24 protein-coding genes are annotated in these 17,191 nt (G+C 61.9%); all 24 read left to right on the top strand.

Annotated features, from left to right (window positions below):
* Positions 1 to 94 precede the first annotated feature (94 nt).
* A complete protein-coding gene (locus AN189_RS02910; protein WP_056030832.1) occupies positions 95 to 340 on the top strand; it encodes a hypothetical protein in 246 nt (81 codons plus the stop codon).
* A 9-nt stretch (positions 341 to 349) separates the two neighbouring features.
* Positions 350 to 811: a phage virion morphogenesis protein gene (locus tag AN189_RS02905; RefSeq protein ID WP_056030829.1), complete on the top strand. Its 462-nt coding sequence runs from the start codon at positions 350 to 352 to the stop codon at positions 809 to 811.
* 268 nt (positions 812 to 1,079) lie between these two features.
* Positions 1,080 to 2,210 (top strand): hypothetical protein, encoded by a 1,131-nt coding sequence (locus AN189_RS02900; RefSeq protein ID WP_056030827.1) that lies wholly within the window; start codon positions 1,080 to 1,082, stop codon positions 2,208 to 2,210.
* Complete coding sequence (locus AN189_RS02895) at positions 2,207 to 2,581, top strand: capsid cement protein (RefSeq protein WP_056030824.1); 375 nt, start codon at positions 2,207 to 2,209, stop codon at positions 2,579 to 2,581. The genes AN189_RS02900 and AN189_RS02895 overlap by 4 nt, the downstream gene beginning before the upstream one ends.
* Positions 2,582 to 2,645: 64 nt before the next feature.
* On the top strand, positions 2,646 to 3,584 hold the full coding sequence (locus tag AN189_RS02890; protein WP_056030822.1) for a hypothetical protein: 939 nt from the start codon (positions 2,646 to 2,648) through the stop codon (positions 3,582 to 3,584).
* A gap of 2 nt (positions 3,585 to 3,586) precedes the next feature.
* A complete protein-coding gene (locus tag AN189_RS02885; protein ID WP_157057362.1) occupies positions 3,587 to 3,937 on the top strand; it encodes a hypothetical protein in 351 nt (116 codons plus the stop codon).
* Between the two features lie 70 nt (positions 3,938 to 4,007).
* On the top strand, positions 4,008 to 4,493 hold the full coding sequence (locus AN189_RS02880) for a phage protein Gp36 family protein (protein ID WP_056030816.1): 486 nt from the start codon (positions 4,008 to 4,010) through the stop codon (positions 4,491 to 4,493).
* Positions 4,490 to 5,005 (top strand): Gp37 family protein, encoded by a 516-nt coding sequence (locus tag AN189_RS02875; protein WP_056030813.1) that lies wholly within the window; start codon positions 4,490 to 4,492, stop codon positions 5,003 to 5,005. Before AN189_RS02880 ends, AN189_RS02875 begins: the two co-directional genes overlap by 4 nt.
* Before the next feature lie 11 nt (positions 5,006 to 5,016).
* On the top strand, positions 5,017 to 5,331 hold the full coding sequence (locus AN189_RS02870) for a hypothetical protein (RefSeq protein WP_056030810.1): 315 nt from the start codon (positions 5,017 to 5,019) through the stop codon (positions 5,329 to 5,331).
* Entirely contained in the window at positions 5,328 to 6,563 is a 1,236-nt protein-coding gene (locus AN189_RS02865; protein WP_056030807.1) for a phage tail sheath subtilisin-like domain-containing protein, read from the top strand. The genes AN189_RS02870 and AN189_RS02865 overlap by 4 nt, the downstream gene beginning before the upstream one ends.
* A 28-nt stretch (positions 6,564 to 6,591) precedes the next feature.
* A complete protein-coding gene (locus tag AN189_RS02860) occupies positions 6,592 to 7,104 on the top strand; it encodes a phage major tail tube protein (protein WP_056030804.1) in 513 nt (170 codons plus the stop codon).
* A 162-nt stretch (positions 7,105 to 7,266) separates the two neighbouring features.
* Entirely contained in the window at positions 7,267 to 7,644 is a 378-nt protein-coding gene (locus AN189_RS02855; RefSeq protein ID WP_056030801.1) for a hypothetical protein, read from the top strand.
* A gap of 32 nt (positions 7,645 to 7,676) precedes the next feature.
* Entirely contained in the window at positions 7,677 to 7,802 is a 126-nt protein-coding gene (locus AN189_RS19660; protein ID WP_301281431.1) for a hypothetical protein, read from the top strand.
* A 48-nt stretch (positions 7,803 to 7,850) separates the two neighbouring features.
* Entirely contained in the window at positions 7,851 to 10,610 is a 2,760-nt protein-coding gene (locus tag AN189_RS02850) for a tape measure protein (protein ID WP_157057361.1), read from the top strand.
* Complete coding sequence (locus tag AN189_RS02845) at positions 10,610 to 11,086, top strand: phage tail protein (protein WP_056030794.1); 477 nt, start codon at positions 10,610 to 10,612, stop codon at positions 11,084 to 11,086. Before AN189_RS02850 ends, AN189_RS02845 begins: the two co-directional genes overlap by 1 nt.
* Positions 11,087 to 11,089: 3 nt before the next feature.
* The gene (locus tag AN189_RS02840; protein ID WP_056030792.1) at positions 11,090 to 11,347 is read left to right on the top strand and encodes a tail protein X; all 258 of its coding nucleotides are present in this window, start codon (positions 11,090 to 11,092) and stop codon (positions 11,345 to 11,347) included.
* An 83-nt stretch (positions 11,348 to 11,430) separates the two neighbouring features.
* Positions 11,431 to 12,348 carry a phage late control D family protein gene (locus AN189_RS02835; RefSeq protein WP_216597717.1) on the top strand — a complete coding sequence of 306 codons (918 nt, stop codon included), beginning with the start codon at positions 11,431 to 11,433 and terminating at the stop codon, positions 12,346 to 12,348.
* Positions 12,332 to 12,820, top strand: a complete 489-nt coding sequence (locus AN189_RS18685; RefSeq protein WP_157057360.1) for a phage baseplate assembly protein V — start codon at positions 12,332 to 12,334, stop codon at positions 12,818 to 12,820. The genes AN189_RS02835 and AN189_RS18685 overlap by 17 nt, the downstream gene beginning before the upstream one ends.
* A 34-nt stretch (positions 12,821 to 12,854) precedes the next feature.
* The gene (locus tag AN189_RS02825) at positions 12,855 to 13,316 is read left to right on the top strand and encodes a GPW/gp25 family protein (protein WP_056030784.1); all 462 of its coding nucleotides are present in this window, start codon (positions 12,855 to 12,857) and stop codon (positions 13,314 to 13,316) included.
* Positions 13,313 to 14,452: a baseplate J/gp47 family protein gene (locus AN189_RS02820; RefSeq protein ID WP_056030781.1), complete on the top strand. Its 1,140-nt coding sequence runs from the start codon at positions 13,313 to 13,315 to the stop codon at positions 14,450 to 14,452. Before AN189_RS02825 ends, AN189_RS02820 begins: the two co-directional genes overlap by 4 nt.
* On the top strand, positions 14,445 to 15,116 hold the full coding sequence (locus AN189_RS02815) for a phage tail protein I (protein ID WP_056030778.1): 672 nt from the start codon (positions 14,445 to 14,447) through the stop codon (positions 15,114 to 15,116). Before AN189_RS02820 ends, AN189_RS02815 begins: the two co-directional genes overlap by 8 nt.
* Positions 15,117 to 15,125: 9 nt before the next feature.
* Positions 15,126 to 16,067 carry a tail fiber protein gene (locus tag AN189_RS02810; protein WP_056030775.1) on the top strand — a complete coding sequence of 314 codons (942 nt, stop codon included), beginning with the start codon at positions 15,126 to 15,128 and terminating at the stop codon, positions 16,065 to 16,067.
* 11 nt (positions 16,068 to 16,078) lie between these two features.
* On the top strand, positions 16,079 to 16,906 hold the full coding sequence (locus tag AN189_RS02805) for a hypothetical protein (RefSeq protein ID WP_056030773.1): 828 nt from the start codon (positions 16,079 to 16,081) through the stop codon (positions 16,904 to 16,906).
* A gap of 11 nt (positions 16,907 to 16,917) precedes the next feature.
* Positions 16,918 to 17,191, top strand: a 274-nt coding sequence (locus AN189_RS02800) for a hypothetical protein (RefSeq protein ID WP_056030771.1), incomplete at its 3' end; no start/stop codon positions are given.

Raw genomic sequence — 17,191 nt, 5'->3', positions numbered from 1 at the left:
GTGGTCGCCGGGATTTCAGGCCAAACATCCGGCTGCCGACGACAACTCAAAGATAAGGGCATTCGCCCACCACGACAAGAAGGTGAGATCAATTATGAAACGCAAGACGCACAGGCCATTCGCCGGGCTGACATGGTCGCAACTGACCGCCATTCGCGATGTTATGTGGGCAAGCCGGTACGCCAGTCGCAACAGCCGTGCGGTCTGGGCTCTCACACAGAAGGCCGTGCCGCTGATGACCTACGACCGACGCGGCCTGATGCTGACAAAGGCCGGGGTCGCCGTATGGAACGCCATGACGGAATGGCGACCCGATCTGTACCAGGCGAAAACGATCTAGGAGCCCTGCATGTCCGGCGCAGCAATCACCGTCACCATCGATGACGCCGATCTTGTCGAGCAGATGCAGCGCAAGCTTGACCGTCTGGATAACCTGCGACCGCTGCACGCCCAGATCGGCGAACACATGCTAAATTCAATTGAGGATCGGTTCGACAGCGAGACGGCACCGGATGGTGCGGCATGGACACCCCTGGCACCGGCCACGACCCGTGCCCGCCTCGCCCGCAACGGCAATGCACCACTGACGATCCTGCGCGAGCGGGGCCGCCTGGCCGGATCGTTCAATTACACCGCATCCCCGACCGAGGTCCGGATCGGCACCAATGTGACCTATGCAGCGATCCATCACTTCGGCGGCGCGGCCGGGCGTGGGCGCAAGGTCACGATACCGGCCCGGCCGATCCTTGGACTATCCGATACAGATCGTTCCGCCATCAGCGACATCACCGCCGACTTCCTGTCGGAATGAGGTAAAACGCGATACCTCGCAGAACGGGCCGTACAGCGCCATCAGGGTCATTTGCTGGTGGCACCAAGTAAAAACAAAACACCCCCCCGTTAAACCCCCGTTAAAAACGCTGTCAGGGCCTATCGGGTGACCGTGATCGATCCCACGAGGCGATATCCGCCGACAAACCCGCCAAACCTCTCCGAAACCAGATTGCAGGGGCGGACACCGGTCCGCCCCCGATCCATGACAACTGGCGGCAAGGTCCCCTCAATCAGAGGAACCTATCATGCCCAACACACCCGGATTTCGGATCGAAGTTTTTCGCACCGGCACATTCAAGCCGATGAGCGGCGATGCGATCTCCTACACGGCCGAGGATCTGGCCGGAATTGTCGATGCCTACGATCCCGATAACGCGCCCGCCCCGGTCGTCATCGGCCATCCGTCTGTCGATGCGCCCGCATACGGCTGGGTCAGCGGCTTTGAGTACGATGCCGACGCCGACCGTCTTTATGCCGACATCGACGAGCTGGAGCCAGCGTTCGCCGACGCCGTCAAGGAAGGCCGGTTCAAGAAGGTGTCGATGTCGTTTCACACGCCAGATGCCCCCAACAACCCGACCCCCGGCAAATGGTATGCCAAGCATGTCGGTTTTCTGGGTGGCGCTGCCCCGGCCGTTTCCGGCCTCAAGCCCATACGGTTCGCAGCGGCCGGCAAAGGCGAGGCTGTGACCTTTGAGGCCAAGTTCGGCGAAGCCGGGTTCCAGGATACGGCCAGCATGTTCCGTGGTCTGCGCGACTGGTTCATCGAGCAGTTCGGCCTGGAAGCTGCCGACCGCGTCTTGCCCGCCTACCGTATCGAATGGCTCGACGAGCGCGAGCTGTCCACCAAGCCCGATCCGGACCCCACACCCAGCTTTACGGCACCGCCCACACCCAAACCCGAAAAGGACCCTGCAATGGACCCCGCAGAAATCGCCCGGCGCGAAAAGAAACTCAAAGACGATCAGGCCGCGCTGGATACCCGCGCCGCCACCCTCGCCAAACAAGAGGCCGCAGCCCGCACGCTCGAAAATGCAGCCTTTGCCGAAACGCTCGTCACCGATGGCAAGCTTGCCCCGGCCGCGCGTGATCGTTTCACCGCGATCCTGGACGCACTGCCGGCCGATCAGTCCGTATCCTTTGCCGAAGGCGGGGAGCAACCGGTCATCGAGGCGCTCAAGGCGCTGATGTCGGAGCAGCCCAAAATCATCGACTTCGGCCAGACCGATCTGGGCGAAGAGCCCGGTGAGTTCGCGGACGACGCGCAGAAGATCGCGAGTTTTGCCGCAACCTACCGCAAAGAACAGGAGGCGGCCGGTAATCCCATCTCGATTTCCGAAGCCGTCGCCCACGTCATCAAAGGAGCCGCGAAATGAACACCCCCATGGGCTACGTGAAGAACTTCACCGCCGACACCGAAACTCCAAAGCGCCGCATCGTCACCTTCGGCACATCCGGCGGGCATGTCGGCCTCGCATCGGTCGGCACACCGATCCTCGGCGTCACCGGGGTCCGTGGTGCGGCCGAGGGCGACCGCGTCGATGTCTACATGACGGAAATGCAGGATGTCGAAACCGGGGCCGCAGTGGCATTCGGTGACTATGTGACCGCCGACGCCGATGGGCGCGCCATTCCTGCAGCCCCTGCGGACGGCGTCCAGCTCGACGTACTGGGACAGGCAATGGAGAGCGCGCCGTCCGGTGCGCTGTGCCCCATCCTTATCCGCCCGCAGCAGATCACGGGCTAAGCGCCCTCACCCAGTCTCCAGGCGCGGAATTTGCACCGCTGCCAACCTTGAAGGAACCTAAACAATGGCCGCTACCGACCAGTTCACCGAAAGCCCGATCCTGACGGCAATCGCGATCGCGTACCGCAACCCCGACCAAATCCTGATCGCCGACGAGGTTCTCCCCCGCGTCACCGCGCCAGGCCGCAACTTCAAATGGCAGAACTATGGTGAGGCCGATGCCTTCACTCTGCCCAATACCCGCGTCGGCCGTCGGGGAACGCCCAACCAGGTCGAAGTCGAGGGCACCGAGAAATCCGCCGCCTGTGAGGACTTCGGTATCGATGTGCCTTTGGACAACGCCACGCTCGAGGAGGCCAAGCGCAACGGTCACGATCCGCAGATGAAGGCCACCGAGCGGGCCACGGACGTGGTCGCCCTCGACCGCGAAGTGCGCGTCGCAAATGTCATCACCAACGCGGACAACTACCACCCGGATCATGTCGAGGCTTTGGGTGGATCGGATGTGTTTGACGATCCAGACAGCGACCCTGTCAGTGCCATCGAGGACATGCTCGATACTTGCTGGGTCCGTCCCAACCAGCTCGTCTTCGGTCTGAAAAGCTGGCGGGCGTTCCGCAAGCACCCCAAGATCGTCAAGGCGGTGCACGGCAACTCGGGCGATCAGGGCCGGGCCACCCGTGAACAGGTTGCCGAGCTGCTCGAAGTCCGCCGCGTGCTCGTCGGTGCCAGCCGCGTGAACATCAAGCGTCCTGGCGAGAACCCCGTCCTGAACCGTGTCTGGGACAATATCGTCGCAGGCCAGTACATCGACCGGACGGCCGACACATCCGGCGGCCTGACCTTCGGGTTCTCCGCACAACTGGGCACCAAGGTTGCCGGCACGCTTCCCGCGAACATGGGATTGCGTGGCGGTGTCCTGGTCCGGTCAGGCGAGACGCTTGCCGAACTGGTCGTCGCCAACCGGGCGGGCTTCCTGATCCAAAACGCGACGGGGGTCTGATCGTGGAAAAGTCGTACCCAGTCCTGTCGCGGTTGCGCAGATCAGGCGTTGTCTACGCGCCCGGTACCGACCGCGACACTGTCGAGCTCGCAGAGCGTGAGGCGGACCGTCTCGCAGCGCTGGGTGTCGTCGGACCGGCAACAGAACCGGACGATGCCACAACCCCTGAAGATCACGCGCTGTCGCTTGCAGATCGTCTCGCCGCTCTCAAGGCGGATGGGCACGATGTCGGAGCTCTCAACATGGCCGATTTGCACAAGTTGCTGGGCAAGGGCCACGAAGGTGCAAAGCGCGCCGACGTCGATGCGGCGCTGAAGGACCTCGCACAGGCACGCCAGACACCGGTGTCATGATCAAAAAGTCGGCGGGACTATTCGCCCGCCGATTTCACCCCGTTCCGACTTAACGTCCGAAAGCCATCCCATGCCTGAACTGCTGACCATCGACATACTGCTGGAGCACATCGATCGCTCCGAACTCGATCAGGTTGCAGGCCTGGGATCGCACAACACGCCTGATGGGCGCACGCTCGACATGGCCCGCATCGAGGCCGCGATCCGCTTTGCGACAGACATGGCGAAAGGTTACCTGCAAAAGCGCTATCCGTTCATCGCCGATCTGGACGCGGCACGCACGCCCGACCTGCTACAGGCATATCTGTCGGATATCGTCCGGTACCGGCTGCGGTCGCGGACCGGAAATCGCAACTCGGTCAGTGACGAATGCGAACAACGGTTCCAGGACGCCCGTGACTGGCTCCGCGAAGTGTCGCGCGGTATCGTCAATATCGACCTGTCCGATGTCGGCGACGTTGCGGCCGGAGCCACCACAGTGAACCCTGGCGGAACAGTCCGCGCCGCAGCCTCCCCAGTGCGCAGCCCGATCATTCTCGACGGATACCTGCCATGACCAGCAGCGATGCACTGATCGAGCCGCGCGACGCCTCGGCACTCGAGCGCATCGAAGACACCATTGTCGCGGCCCTGCGCGAGGGTGTGTCCGGTACCGTCAAGGTGGACGCATTCCCCGCTGACGTAATGACCTATGATTTCGCCGGTTTGGATGCGGCGGCGTTGGTTCACTACAAAGGCTCCAGCTTTCGTGGTCGCGCGGGGCCCGCCTCGATCGACCAGTCACGGCGCATGAACTTCGCCATTGTCCTGCTGATCCGGAACCTGCGCGGTCACAGGGGCGCGTATCACGCTCTCGAGGATATTCGGCTCGCATTGCAAGGCGTCGCATTCGACGGCGCCGGTCCTGCGGAGATCGTCAGCGATGCTCTCATCTCGGAAGTCGAGGGTCAGTGGCGTTGGGAGATCGTGATTGGCCTCGATGCGCCGGCTATCGCCAGACACCGCCGAACCCCCGCCGCAGCCATGCGCCCCATGGTCCACACCAGCCCCCCGACCAGTCAGTCCTAAAGGAGCCCATCATGTCCAAACAGAACCCGACGTCCCTGCTCTATCTTGGCCCCGTCAGTTCCTACCGCACAGCGAAGGCCAGCGATGCGCCAAAGGACGCGCCGTCGGGCGATGACCGGCCGCTCGTCACAGGGACAATTTACACGGACCTGCCCGCAGATCACCCCGCCATCGCGACCCTGATCGCGCGTAAATTGCTGGTTCCTGCACCAATCGCAAAAGCACCGGACACCGGCCCCACCGAACCCCGGACCAATCCGGATGACCCACTGACCGGCGACGCGCCAGCGCAGAGCCGTTCCGCAGCAAAAGGAAAAGGCAAATGAGCACGAACTTTCACCACGGCCCCGAAGTCATCGAATACAAGGATGGCGTGTCCGTCGTCCGCGAGGTCAAGTCGGCGGTGACCTACCTCAACGGTACCGCGCCGATCGGGGAACTGCACGATGCGGCCGACCGCGCCGCCTACATCAACAAGCCGCGCATCATCCGGACACGCGAGGAAGCAGTCGCGGCGTTCGGTCCGCAGACCGACGGCTACACGATCCCCCAGGCGCTCGATGCAATTTTCGATCACGGCTCGGGCGGCACGATCATCGTCAACAATGTCTTTGATCCCGATGCCGGTGTCGTCGCCGATCTGACGGCGGCGGATTTCGTCGGCGGCATCGATGAAACCGGAGCCACGACTGGCCTCGCCGGAGCGCAAACCTGCTACGCGCGCTTTGGATATTTCCCGAAGCTGATCCTGTCGGCGCAATCGAGTGCAGCCGCCGTGCGGGTCGAAATGGATGCTGTCGCCCACAAACTCAACGCCATGGCGATCTGCGACCTGCCCATTGGCCTGACAAAGCAACAGGCGGTCGAAGCGCGCGGTGCAGCGGGCAGCGCCAACACGTCCAGTGCCCGCACGATCCTGACCTATCCGCATGTCGAGGTGGCCGACACGGTGACCGGTGACCCGCGCCTGGAGCCGCTGTCGCAGCGCCTGGCGGGTCTGATGATCCAGACCGACCTTGAACAGGGCTATCACGTGCCGGCAAGTAACCGCGAGCTGGCTGGCGTGATCGGGCTGGAAGTCGATATCAACTTCTACCCATCGGACTATGCCAACGACACAAACCTGCTCAACGAGGCGGGCATCGTGACGTGCATGCGATCTTTCGCGACCGGCTACCGCGCCTTTGGCAACCGCTCGGCAGCGTTCCCAGGCTCAACCCACGTCGAGAATTTCATTCATGCGCGCCGCGTGCTCGATCAGCTACACGACGCGGCGACCTTCCTGACGATGCAGTACATCGATCGCCTGGGCGAGCCGCGCAACATCGAAGCCCTCGAGGAAGCCATGAACGCGCACCTGCGGGCCAAGATCGGGGCCGGCGTTCTGTACGGCGGGACGTTCCGCTTCGACCGGGCGCGCAACACCGGCGAGCAGATCGCCGATGGCCGGTTCCACTATCGCCTGGAATGCCATCCCACGTCGGTCGCGGAGCGCATCACGACGCACTCCTACGTCGATACAAAGTTCATCAACAGCGCCCTCGATCTTTCGGCCTGATCGCGGCACCCCGGAAAGGAACACTACCATGGTCCAGAAAATCGGACAGATCACCAATGCCGATCTCTATCTCAACGGCACCGACGTCAAAGGTCGCGTGTCGAGTTTCGAGATGGACGGCGAGGAGACGACAGAGATCGAGCACAACACCCTGGGAATGGTTGCAGTCCTCGCGCTGCCCGCCCGGCCGCTCAAGGCACTCAAAGGAAAGATCGCATTCGACTGGCTCGACGAAGAGCTGGAACGCACATTGATGAACCCGACCAAACGTCACACGGCGCAGCTTCATTCCTACGTCGATATCTTTGACGAAAACGGTCTGAACCTCGATAAATCCCACACCCTGGTAACGCATGTCGGGTTTCACTTCATGAAGCGGTCGGGCTTCAAACCGGCCCTGGGCGAGAAAGTCGGCGTCGAACACGCGATCACCATCCCTTCGTTCAGCCAAAAGGTCTACGGCGGTGCGACACCCATCATCGAGGTCGATGTCTTTGCAGGCATCTACAACGTGAACGGTGAGCCTGTCTGGCCGACCTGACAGCCGAGTTGAGATCACCAAGAACGACAGGGCGGACTTCGGTCCGCCCTTTTTCGTAGGCGGGCGGGGCTAGCAATAGTCACCGCCCTCGCACCGTTCGGGCGTTTCAGGTCTTTGTCACGGGGTGCGCCGTGCCAGAGAGCCGCACCCCGAGGACATACAATGACCAAACCCACCGAGAATTTCACAGGCGTCCGCGCAAAGCTCGCAGCCCACAAGGCAGCGCATCACGGCACGACTGAAAAGACCCTGCCCCGCTCGGGCATCACGGCCCAGATCCCCGAATTCATCAATCACGGCGCATGGATGCTGGCGCAGCGCCAGGCCAAGGGCGACGTGCCACGCGCCCAGGCGGCATTCATTATCGGCACTGTGAAATTCGAGGGCGAGAAGCTGACCATGGCCGACGTCCAGAATGGCCTGATCGACGCCAAGGACATGCTGTTCCTGATCGGCGAAGTCTTTGGCGACGAAGACGAGGATGCCGGTGACGATCCGGACGACGTGGATGCCGTGGGAAACGAGCCGAAGGCGGACTAAGGCTCTCACACCCGATCGATCACATTTACTTGGTGGAATGCGGGTTCTCCCACGACACGCTCAACGCGATGGACGAGGGCGAATTCGCGTTCTGCCTCGATGCCCGGATCGAACTGGATCGCGCCCGCAAGGAAGCCGCAGACGCGGCGCGCGAATAAGCCCGCCGAACGCGCCGCTAACCCGCCACCAGCTGAGAGGGAGGTTGCATGAAATTCTCAATGACGTTTTCCGCAATCGACCGGGCAAGTCGGACCATGCGCGGTATCATGGACGCCGAACGGCGGATGGGCGAAGCGGCGCGCACCGGCGCTGACCGCTCGCAGCGCGCCGCTGCAACGACCCGTGGTGCCATGTCCCGTACGCGCCGGACACTCGACGGCGTAAAATCAGCAAGCGGCCGTGCCTTTGATGCCGTCGTTCAGGGCACACGGCGGGCCGGGCGCGGCATGGACGCCCTGCGGCGCAAGGCGGGCCGGCTCAAGCGCGATGGTTTGGATCAAATCGGACGCGGCGCACGACAAATCCGCAGTGGTCTGCTGATCGGCACGGCCGCGATCGGCGTGGCCTACGGCGGTGCAGCCGTGGCCGCGTCAAGTCTTGTATCGACGGCCGCGAATTTCGAGAAGTTTCAGACGATCCTCGAAACGACGGAAGGGTCATCGGCCAAAGCGAAGGAAGCCATGAAGTGGGTGTCCGACTTTGCGGTCAAGACGCCCTATGAGCTGGACCAGGTCACCGAAGGGTTTGTCAAGCTGCGATCCTACGGCCTGGACCCTACCGACGGCCTGATGCAGGCACTGGGTGACACCTCAGCCGCGATGGGCAAGCCTTTGATCCAATCAGTCGAGGCTATCGCCGACGCGGTAACCGGCGAGAACGAACGCCTCAAGGAATTCGGTATCTCCGCCAGCAAATCGGGCGGCGACATTACTTACGCCTATGTCAACGCGGCCGGTCAGCAGATGGAAGCGACGGTCGCGGCGGGTGATCGGGTAGCGATCCAGCAAAAACTCATGGAAATCATGAACGAGAAATACGCTGGATCGATGGAACGTCTGTCGGCCACCTGGAGCGGCATGGTCTCGAACGTCCTCGATCTGTGGACGAAGTTTCAGATGATGATCATGGATGCGGGACTGTTTGATTGGATGAAGGATCGTCTTGCGCAGATCCTCGCCAAGATCAACGAAATGGAAGCTGATGGCACATTGCTCGAATGGGCGACCCAGATCGGGCAGACGATCCAGACCGCACTAACGCAGATGTGGGACTTTGCCGTCGGTCTGTTCGATTTGATCGGCACGCTGACGGACCTGCTATCGACCGCATCCGAATATGCAGGCGGATGGCAGAACCTATCCATGATCCTCGCCGGTATTGTCTTTGCGCCGACGCTGATCGGCACCGCCGCAGGTCTCGTGCAGATCGTGACAGGTCTGTCGAAATTGACGGCCGCATTAATGGCAAACCCGATTGTCCTCGCGATCGCACTGATCGCAGGTGGCGTGTACCTGATCTACAAGAACTGGGACAAGGTAGGACCCTATTTCGTTGCGGTCTGGAACGTGATCACCGACGTGGTGAGCGCCGCCTGGGACTGGCTTAAAACAGTCTTCAAATGGTCGCCGCTTGGGCTGATCATCGCGAACTGGTCGGAGATTTCTGAGACGGTCGGCGCGTTTGTGGGTGCGGCCTTCGACGCGGTCGCCGCCATCTGGGATACGATCAAGTCAGTCTTCGACTGGTCGCCGGGCGATGCAATCAGCGTGAACTGGTCCGGGCTTGCTGCGCCGATTACCGCTGGCGTGGACCTTGCAAAAGGTGCGGCCGATCTGGCGTGGTCAGGTTTCAAGGCGATATTCTCTGCGGACTGGATGCCTGATTTGAATACGGATGCCCTCACGGTCGCAGTCGATCGTATCACAGGCATCGTGCAGGACGGCTGGTCGGTCCTTTCAGGCATTTTCGACAGTATCGTTGCGGGGGCAAAAGCCCTGGGCGAGACGGTCGGCGGAGCCATAGAGACAGCACTTGGCGGTGCCGAGCGGGCCATGGCAGCTCTGGCTGGCTCCAAAGGGGTCGATCGCATCTTCGGCCAGCTTGACACGTTGGCCGAACGCGGGTTCCGCGATGACTTTGTCCAGGGTCAGGCCTTGAGCGAGGCACTGGCGTCCGGAGCGACCACCTTGGAAACGTACCGCACCACCTTGCAGGGTGTCGCAGACCAGGGCGGTGTGTTTGCGGAAACGGCACGTGAGATGATCGAGGCCTCGCGGCAGCTCGACGACTTCCGGATGCCTGAACCGCCTGCACCAAGCTTGCCGCCGGTATCGGATATGGACGCTGTCATGACGAAAATCGCGGCGATAGAACGGGCCGCAAATGCAGTTCCCGACACCGTGAGCGGCGCTCTGTCGCAAATTGACAGCCTGTTGGCACGCGCCGATTACACAGATCGCGGCGTGGCCCTGATGCGAACGCTGGCGCGGGGTATCCGCCAGGGTACTGGGCTAGTCGTGGCCGCGACGGCCGCTGCGACGCAGCAAGTCCGCGATCACCTTCCGTCTTCGCCTGCAAAGACCGGACCGCTATCCGATATTCATCGCCTCAAGTTCGGCGAAACCATTGCCGCATCGATCAACGGCCGGCCAATGGTGCGCGCAATGCAGGCCGCAACCGCCGCCACGCTCGCCGCAGCCACACCGGTGATGTCAATGACCGGCATGGACGGTGTGCCTGCCTCGGCGACCCAGTCCCGCATCGCCGCAGCACGCGCATCCCAAACCGCACCACGTGATGCGCAAATCGGTCAGCGGGTCATTCAGGTGACCTACGGAGATATCAACATTGCGTCCGGAAATCCGGAAACATTGGCCGACTTTCAACGCGAACTTGCATCGCACAGACGCGAGATCAAGCGACTGGTCGATCGGGAAACCGCACGCGAACGCAGGACGGACTTTTGATGATCGCTGTTTTCCTTGGATCGATCCCGCTCGGGATCACAGGACTATCGGGTCCCGTGGGGCATTCGATTTCGCGCAAGAACACCTTTGCCCAATACGACGTGTCGCGCGGAAAGCCCGTTTTGCACGACATCGGGGCCGAGCTGAACACCGAGAACTTCGACTTTTTCTTTGCCGAAGAATTCTGCGATCCGCGCGTCGAACTTGCCCGCCTCGAAGCTGCGTTCGCCCTCAAGACGCCTTTGCCGCTGCTCTTTACGACGGGCGGGTTTCGCGGGCTCCGCTACGTTGTCGAAGCGTTGCAGGTCAACGTGCGAAAAACCGACCGTGCAGGCCGCATCGTGCGGGTCGAAGCGTCAATGGCACTCCTCGAAGCGCCCGTCCCAAACCTGTTCGACTTATTGGCGCGGATCGCCCGCGGCAACGCGCCTGCCAAAGCCGGTGCAGCGCGTATCAACCCCGATTTGAAACGCTGATCGATGGCTTATCCGAATGGCTATTTCGAGCATCGCACAGTCCAGGGGGATCGCTGGGACTTGTTGGCCTATCGTTACTATGGCGACGCATCACGCATGTCCGTCATTCTTGACGCCAACCGGTCGCTGTTTCTCGATCCAATCCGGATGCCGCCTCTTATCCTGCCGTCCGGGCTCACCTTGATCATCCCGGTGCTGGATGATGATGCCCAAGAGGCAACAGACCTTCCGCCATGGAAACGTGCAGGGGTGACATCGTGACAAATGGTTTGCCCCAGCCGACATTTCTGCTCGTCTACCGTGGCGTGGACATCAGCGGCGACCTCGATCCGCTGACAACGCAGGTGAACTACGTCGATCACCTGCACGGCAAGGCCGACGAAATCGATGTCACGGTTCAGGACAAAGACGGGCGCTGGAAAGGCCAATGGCGACCCCAGCACGGTGATACGATGAACCTGACCATATTCGATGGCTATGGCGGTGTGCTGCCTTGCGGCACGTTTGAGATGGACGAACCCAATGCCACGGGCGGCCGCGGTGGCGATCTGATGACTATTCGTGGTCTGGCCGCCCCGATCACGAAGGCGCTGCGGACAGAGAAATCCGTCGCCTACGAACGCCAGCGGCTGCGCGACGTTGTCGAAACGGTCGCCGCGCTACTTGGAATGACGGTTCAGGGTGACATCGCTGACCTGTTTTTCCAGAGGATTACGCAACGCAAAGAGCGCTATCTTGCGTTCATCAAGCGCCTGGCCGAGGAAACCGGACACTACTGCAACATCAGAGGTGCTGTGATCGTCTTCACGACATTCGCGTCGATCGACGGCCGCACACCGTCCCGCACCCTATCTCACGGTGACGGGTCGTTAATCGATTATGACATGCGCTTTCAGAGCGACGGGACCTATTCCGAAGGTCGGGCCTCTTATCTCGACCAACGCCTGGCGCGCACAAACGAGCACGTCGAGCGCGATCCTCGTGCCCCGACGGGCGACACCCTGCGCATTTCCGGCGAGCGGCTTGAAAGCGTGGCGCACGCACGCGCGCGCATCCAGTCGGAGATGCACTTTGCAAATCGCACCGCGTTCCAGGGCAGCATGAAAACAGTGGGATCGGCCACGCTCGTTGCGGGCAATACCGTCAGCCTGACAGGGTTTGGCGGATACTCCGGGACGCGGGTGATCGATAGTTCAGTCCATACGATCGGGCGCGGCGGATACACGACAACTGCGGAGCTGGTCGATGCCCGGATCAACTAGCCCAGGTGCCGTCAACAAGCGCGGCGTCGTCGTCGCCCGTGACCCGCAGACGCAAAGAGTTCGGGTCCAGTTCGACGACGAGGACGGAATTGTCTCGGCATGGATCGATGTGCTGGCAAAATCAACGTCGAAGACGAAATCATTTATGATGCCGGGGCTGGGCGAAGAGGTCTGGTGTGCGCTCGATGCGCGCGGCGAAGATGGCTGTCTGCTCGGCTCGAAGTACAATGCCCGCGATACACCGCCATATGCGTCCAACGATGATGCTGGTATCGTCTGGGCAACGGGGTCCGTCCATATCGATATGGCAACGGGCGCTGTCACGATCAGGACTGAAGGCACGGTCAGGATCGTTGCCGACACGATTGCGCTGGAGAGCGGGACGTTGACCCACAACGGAACGAATATTGGCGACGACCATACCCACGATGGTGTCGATCCGGGTCCAGGGGTGACCGGCGCACCGACCTGACCGGCTTGGCGGACATTAGTCCGCCCCACCCTGCATGGTCGTTGCGGTATCGAACATCATGCAAAGCAAAGACGACATCGCATTCCAGCACTGGTCGCTCAAGGTCGGCCGCATGGATCCGAATACGCGGATCGTTCCGGCGGTGTTCGGACAGATCGTGACGTCACTGGACGATCTCGATCAAGCCATTGCAACAATCATTCTCACCCAACCTGGATCGGTGCCGACCAGCCCGGAAAAAGGGTGCGACTTGTTGCCTTACATCGATTTGCCGTCGAACGAAGCGATCCCGAAAGTCGGCCGCGCGGTCTGGGACGCTCTGACGATGTGGGAGCCACGCATCGTCCTGACGGATGTCAGCGTCTATGAAACCTCATACGCACGCTTGAGCTGCAATATCTATTGGCAGCCCGTCGAAAGCGTCATTGACGATTTGCGCAGCACGACCGTCCCGCTCAATTCCTCGGGTCAGTCCCTCGCGGGGGTTTTGCAATGACGTCGCTTGCAGTGCTCGCCTTGAACGACCTGCGCGCCCGCGAGGAGCCTCAATTCGTTGAGCGCGACACCGATGCGATCAAGCGATCACTGGTCGCCAAGTTCGAGGAAGTGTCGGGGCGAACGTTATATCCTGCCCAGGTCGAGATGTTCGTCATAGAAGTCATGGCATTCGCAATCTCGGGTATCGGGGCTGCGATCCAGGGCGGCTTGCTTCAGAACCGCACGGTGTGGGCGCAGGGGCGGCACCTCGATGATCTGGGCGCGAATGTCGGCATCCAGCGTCTGGCAGCCCAAGCGGCCCGCGCGCGGGTTGTCTTTACCCTTTCGGAAATCCGCCAAACAGCTGTCATCGTACCGGTCGGCACGCGGGTTGCCGCCGGGCCCGACCTGGTATTTGCGACAGTTTTGGAGCTGATCATTCCTGCCGGAACCACGACAGGCACTGTCGATGTGGTCGCAGCAAGTGTCGGGGCCGTCTACAACGACCTTGCGCTTGGCGTCATCGAGGACATTCTCGATCCCGTTGCCTACGTTGAAAGCGTCTCCAATGACCAGGTAACGTCCGGTGGCGCAAACATTGAAGGCGACGATCGTTTCCGCGAACGGATCGCCGGATCGTTCGAGCGTATTTCGCGCGGCGGCTCCCGCCAGGGCTACATCGAGCTTGTCAAAGCTGCGCATCCCGACATTGTCGATGTGCAGGTTGTCAGGCCGCAGCCGGGGTTTATTGAAATCACGCCGCTCGTATCGGACGGGGTCGCCGGGGCATCGGTCAAAGCCGCTGTCCTGGACTACCTGGACGGCAATGTTCCCATGGGCGACTTCGTGTCGATCCGGGACGCTGACCGGGTGTCATTCACCACGACACTTTTGCTGCGGGTCAAGCCTGGCAGCGGCAACCTTGCCAGGGTCGGTGCCGAAACCGCCATTCGTACCCTGTTTGATGCGCTCTCGAGGATCCTCGGCGCACAAGTCGCACCGTCCGCTGTCGTTGAGGCCGTCCGTCAGGCAGTAGCGCCGCTTGGCGTCGTTGGTGTCGATGGACCGGGATTTGAGTTTACTGATTTGCCCGGAACCAGCTTTGCCGCACTGGACGCGATCGTGATCGATGTCGAGGAGACGCCCAATGTCTGATGACGTTGCGGAGCTGATCCGCACTCTCGTCCCATCCAGTATCAGGGATCCGCGCCAAGATGCGTTTCTTGCCGCATTCGGCGCGACTTTCGCTGATTTCGACCTGACGAACCTTGTGATGGTCGATGCGCAAACCTGTCCGGTGGAATTGCTGCCGGCACTGATCGTCGAATTTAGCCTTGAAGAATACGTCACATCCGACCTGTCCGAGCAAAGGGTGCGCGACATTATCTCGAACGCCTACGAGCTTCACGTGTCAAAAGGTTACGATGCAGGTGTCGTCCTGGCGTTAAGCCTGGTCGGTGTCACGGCCGAGATTGTTCATTGGTACGAAGATACTCCGGTCGGACCGCCCAATACCCATCGCCTGGTCTTTGAGGCTGATGGTGAATTCTGGAGCGATGAGCCGATCGGTGGGCCGCGTGCCTTTGACAGGATCAGAACACTCGTCGAGGCCAGCAAGCGGTTCTCGCAGGATACAGCTTACCAAGTCCGGTCTACGAACGCACAAACCGCCAGCGCTGCCACCGGCATGCGCGCGCGCCTCGATGCGACCGGCATCCTGCGGCCGGACGTGCCCGTCACCGATCATTCTGTAAGTCAGCCAGCCTACATCGCCGCGCGCGGACGCATCGTCCAGCGCGGTGATGTGCGGCCCGCATAGGGGAACGCCATGCCTGCCACGATCATCTTTACAGACCTCGGCCTGGCCAAGGTCAACACTGCCTCCGGGTCCGAGGCGGCCGTCGTCATCACCGAGGTCGCCCTGGGGGACGGCGGCGGTGCGCTCTACGATCCCACGACGGATCAGGTCTCGCTGCGAGGCGAGGTCATCCGTCGTCCGTTCGACCGTCGCGCCCAGACCGAGGCCAGCAGTTGGATGATCAACGCGGTGTTTCCGTCGGCCGACTTGCCCGCGATGACCCTGCGCGAAGTCGGGTTCTTTGACCAGGACGGCGATTTGATCGTGGTGGCGGCCGGGCTGGATTACCCGACAGCGGACCTCGGGGCCTATGACTTTGTCCTCGATCAAACGATCACACTGGACCGCGTGGCCGAGGGGGCGATCATCGTCGAGGGGCCAGACTGGCCGCTGGTCGATCACATCGCCGAGGATCTGGCGGCCCATGCCATCTTCACGCAGGCGCTGGCCCAGGCTGCGGAACGGATCGTGGCGCTGGAACGTGCGCAGGTGCCCATCGGCACGCTCGTCGATAGTGCCGGGCCGGTGGCACCGGACGGCTGGATGACCGCCGACGGCCGCGCGCTGGCGCGGGATGAATATCCCGAGCTGTGGGCGGCCATCGGCGATGCCTGGGGCGCTGGCGACGGTGCCACCACGTTCAACATCCCCGAGCTACGGACCGAGTTTCGTCGCGGTGCCGATCTGGGGCGCGGCGAATTGCCCGCCCTCGAAATCGGGACCTGGCAGGCGGATGAAATCCGCGAGCACAGCCACCCTCTCGATGGGGCCTACAACGAGGACAACGGCAACAATGCACAAGGCCCTAACGAGCCCGCAGATGGTCGCCTCGTGACATCGACCTTGCCTTTTGGCGGTGAAGAAACCCGCCCGCGCGCCGTGTCCGTCCATCCCATCATCCGCGTGCGATAGGAGGTCTGATCATGCCCACCAATTTTGCAACGATGAGCGAGGCGCTGGCGGTAATGTCGTCTCTGGCGACCTATTTGGCGAACATGCCCGCTGGCGTACGCGCCCAGGTCGAGGCGGCCGTGGCCGAAGGCGAGGCAGACCTCGCAGCGCTGCAGGTCGCCGTCGATGCGCTGGCCATCGAGGTCGCAACCGGCGTCGAGGGCCTGATCCCGTCTTTGGCCTTCGAGGCGGTCATTGACCCCGCTGACCCGAACCCGACCCAGATCAACGGCGGGACGTTCAATACGATCGCCGACGCAGTCGCGGCGTCTGACGAGGGTGTGGCTGTCCATCTTCGGCTACGCTCTGGCGAAACGCATCCAGTTGTCAGCAACATCGCGACGGGTGAACGGGGACTTTTCCTCGAGAAAGTCGGCTCTGGCGCAAACCCCATCATCGCTTTCGGCGCGTTTGAAAACGGCGCAGGAAATCAGCTTTATAACTTCGTGCCGGGCTTCTTCTCTCGCATTCGTGCGCACGATATCGACTTTGTCGCGCCTGCAAAGCTGAACGCCTCGAAAGGCTGGGGCACCCCGCGCTTTTGGAACATTCCGGCCGGTACGCAGACACAGATTGCGTTTCGTGATTGCCGGTTGATCGGCACGGGCGAGTTCACGTTCACGAATACTGGCGGCGGTGCTGTCGCCACGCTCTCCGCTTTGAACACAACCTTCGACGGCATGGTCGGCATCGACTTTGCGCAAGGCACGGCGGTCGTTGGGCAGCGGTCCACAACCCTCATCAACGGCGGGCAAGTCGCCATCAGTTCCGGCGCTGGTGGCGCGGTTCTGACCAACTAAAGGAGGCGAAGATGGCCGATTTCTTAAACGTCACCGACGGCGTGCGCACCACATTCGCGGTCACCCGCGCCGAGGCATTGGCCTTGGGCTATCCCGAGGCGGCAATTGCGCAGGCCGAGGCACAGGCTGCGGCGTCAGCGGGCCGTGCGGCGATCCGGGCCACCATTGACCAGGCTGTCGGCGACACACCCAGCATCGTCGGCACCCTGGCTGACGTGTCGGGCATCCTTGTCGCAGGGCAGATGGCGCGGGTCGTAGCCCTCGCCGATCATGCGTCCAACGCCG

The organism is Loktanella sp. 3ANDIMAR09, assembly GCF_001420005.1.
In the GTDB taxonomy this organism is placed as follows: domain Bacteria; phylum Pseudomonadota; class Alphaproteobacteria; order Rhodobacterales; family Rhodobacteraceae; genus Loktanella.
The sequence above is the reverse complement of the archived record's forward strand: the minus strand, read 5'-3'. Positions and strand labels throughout refer to the sequence as shown.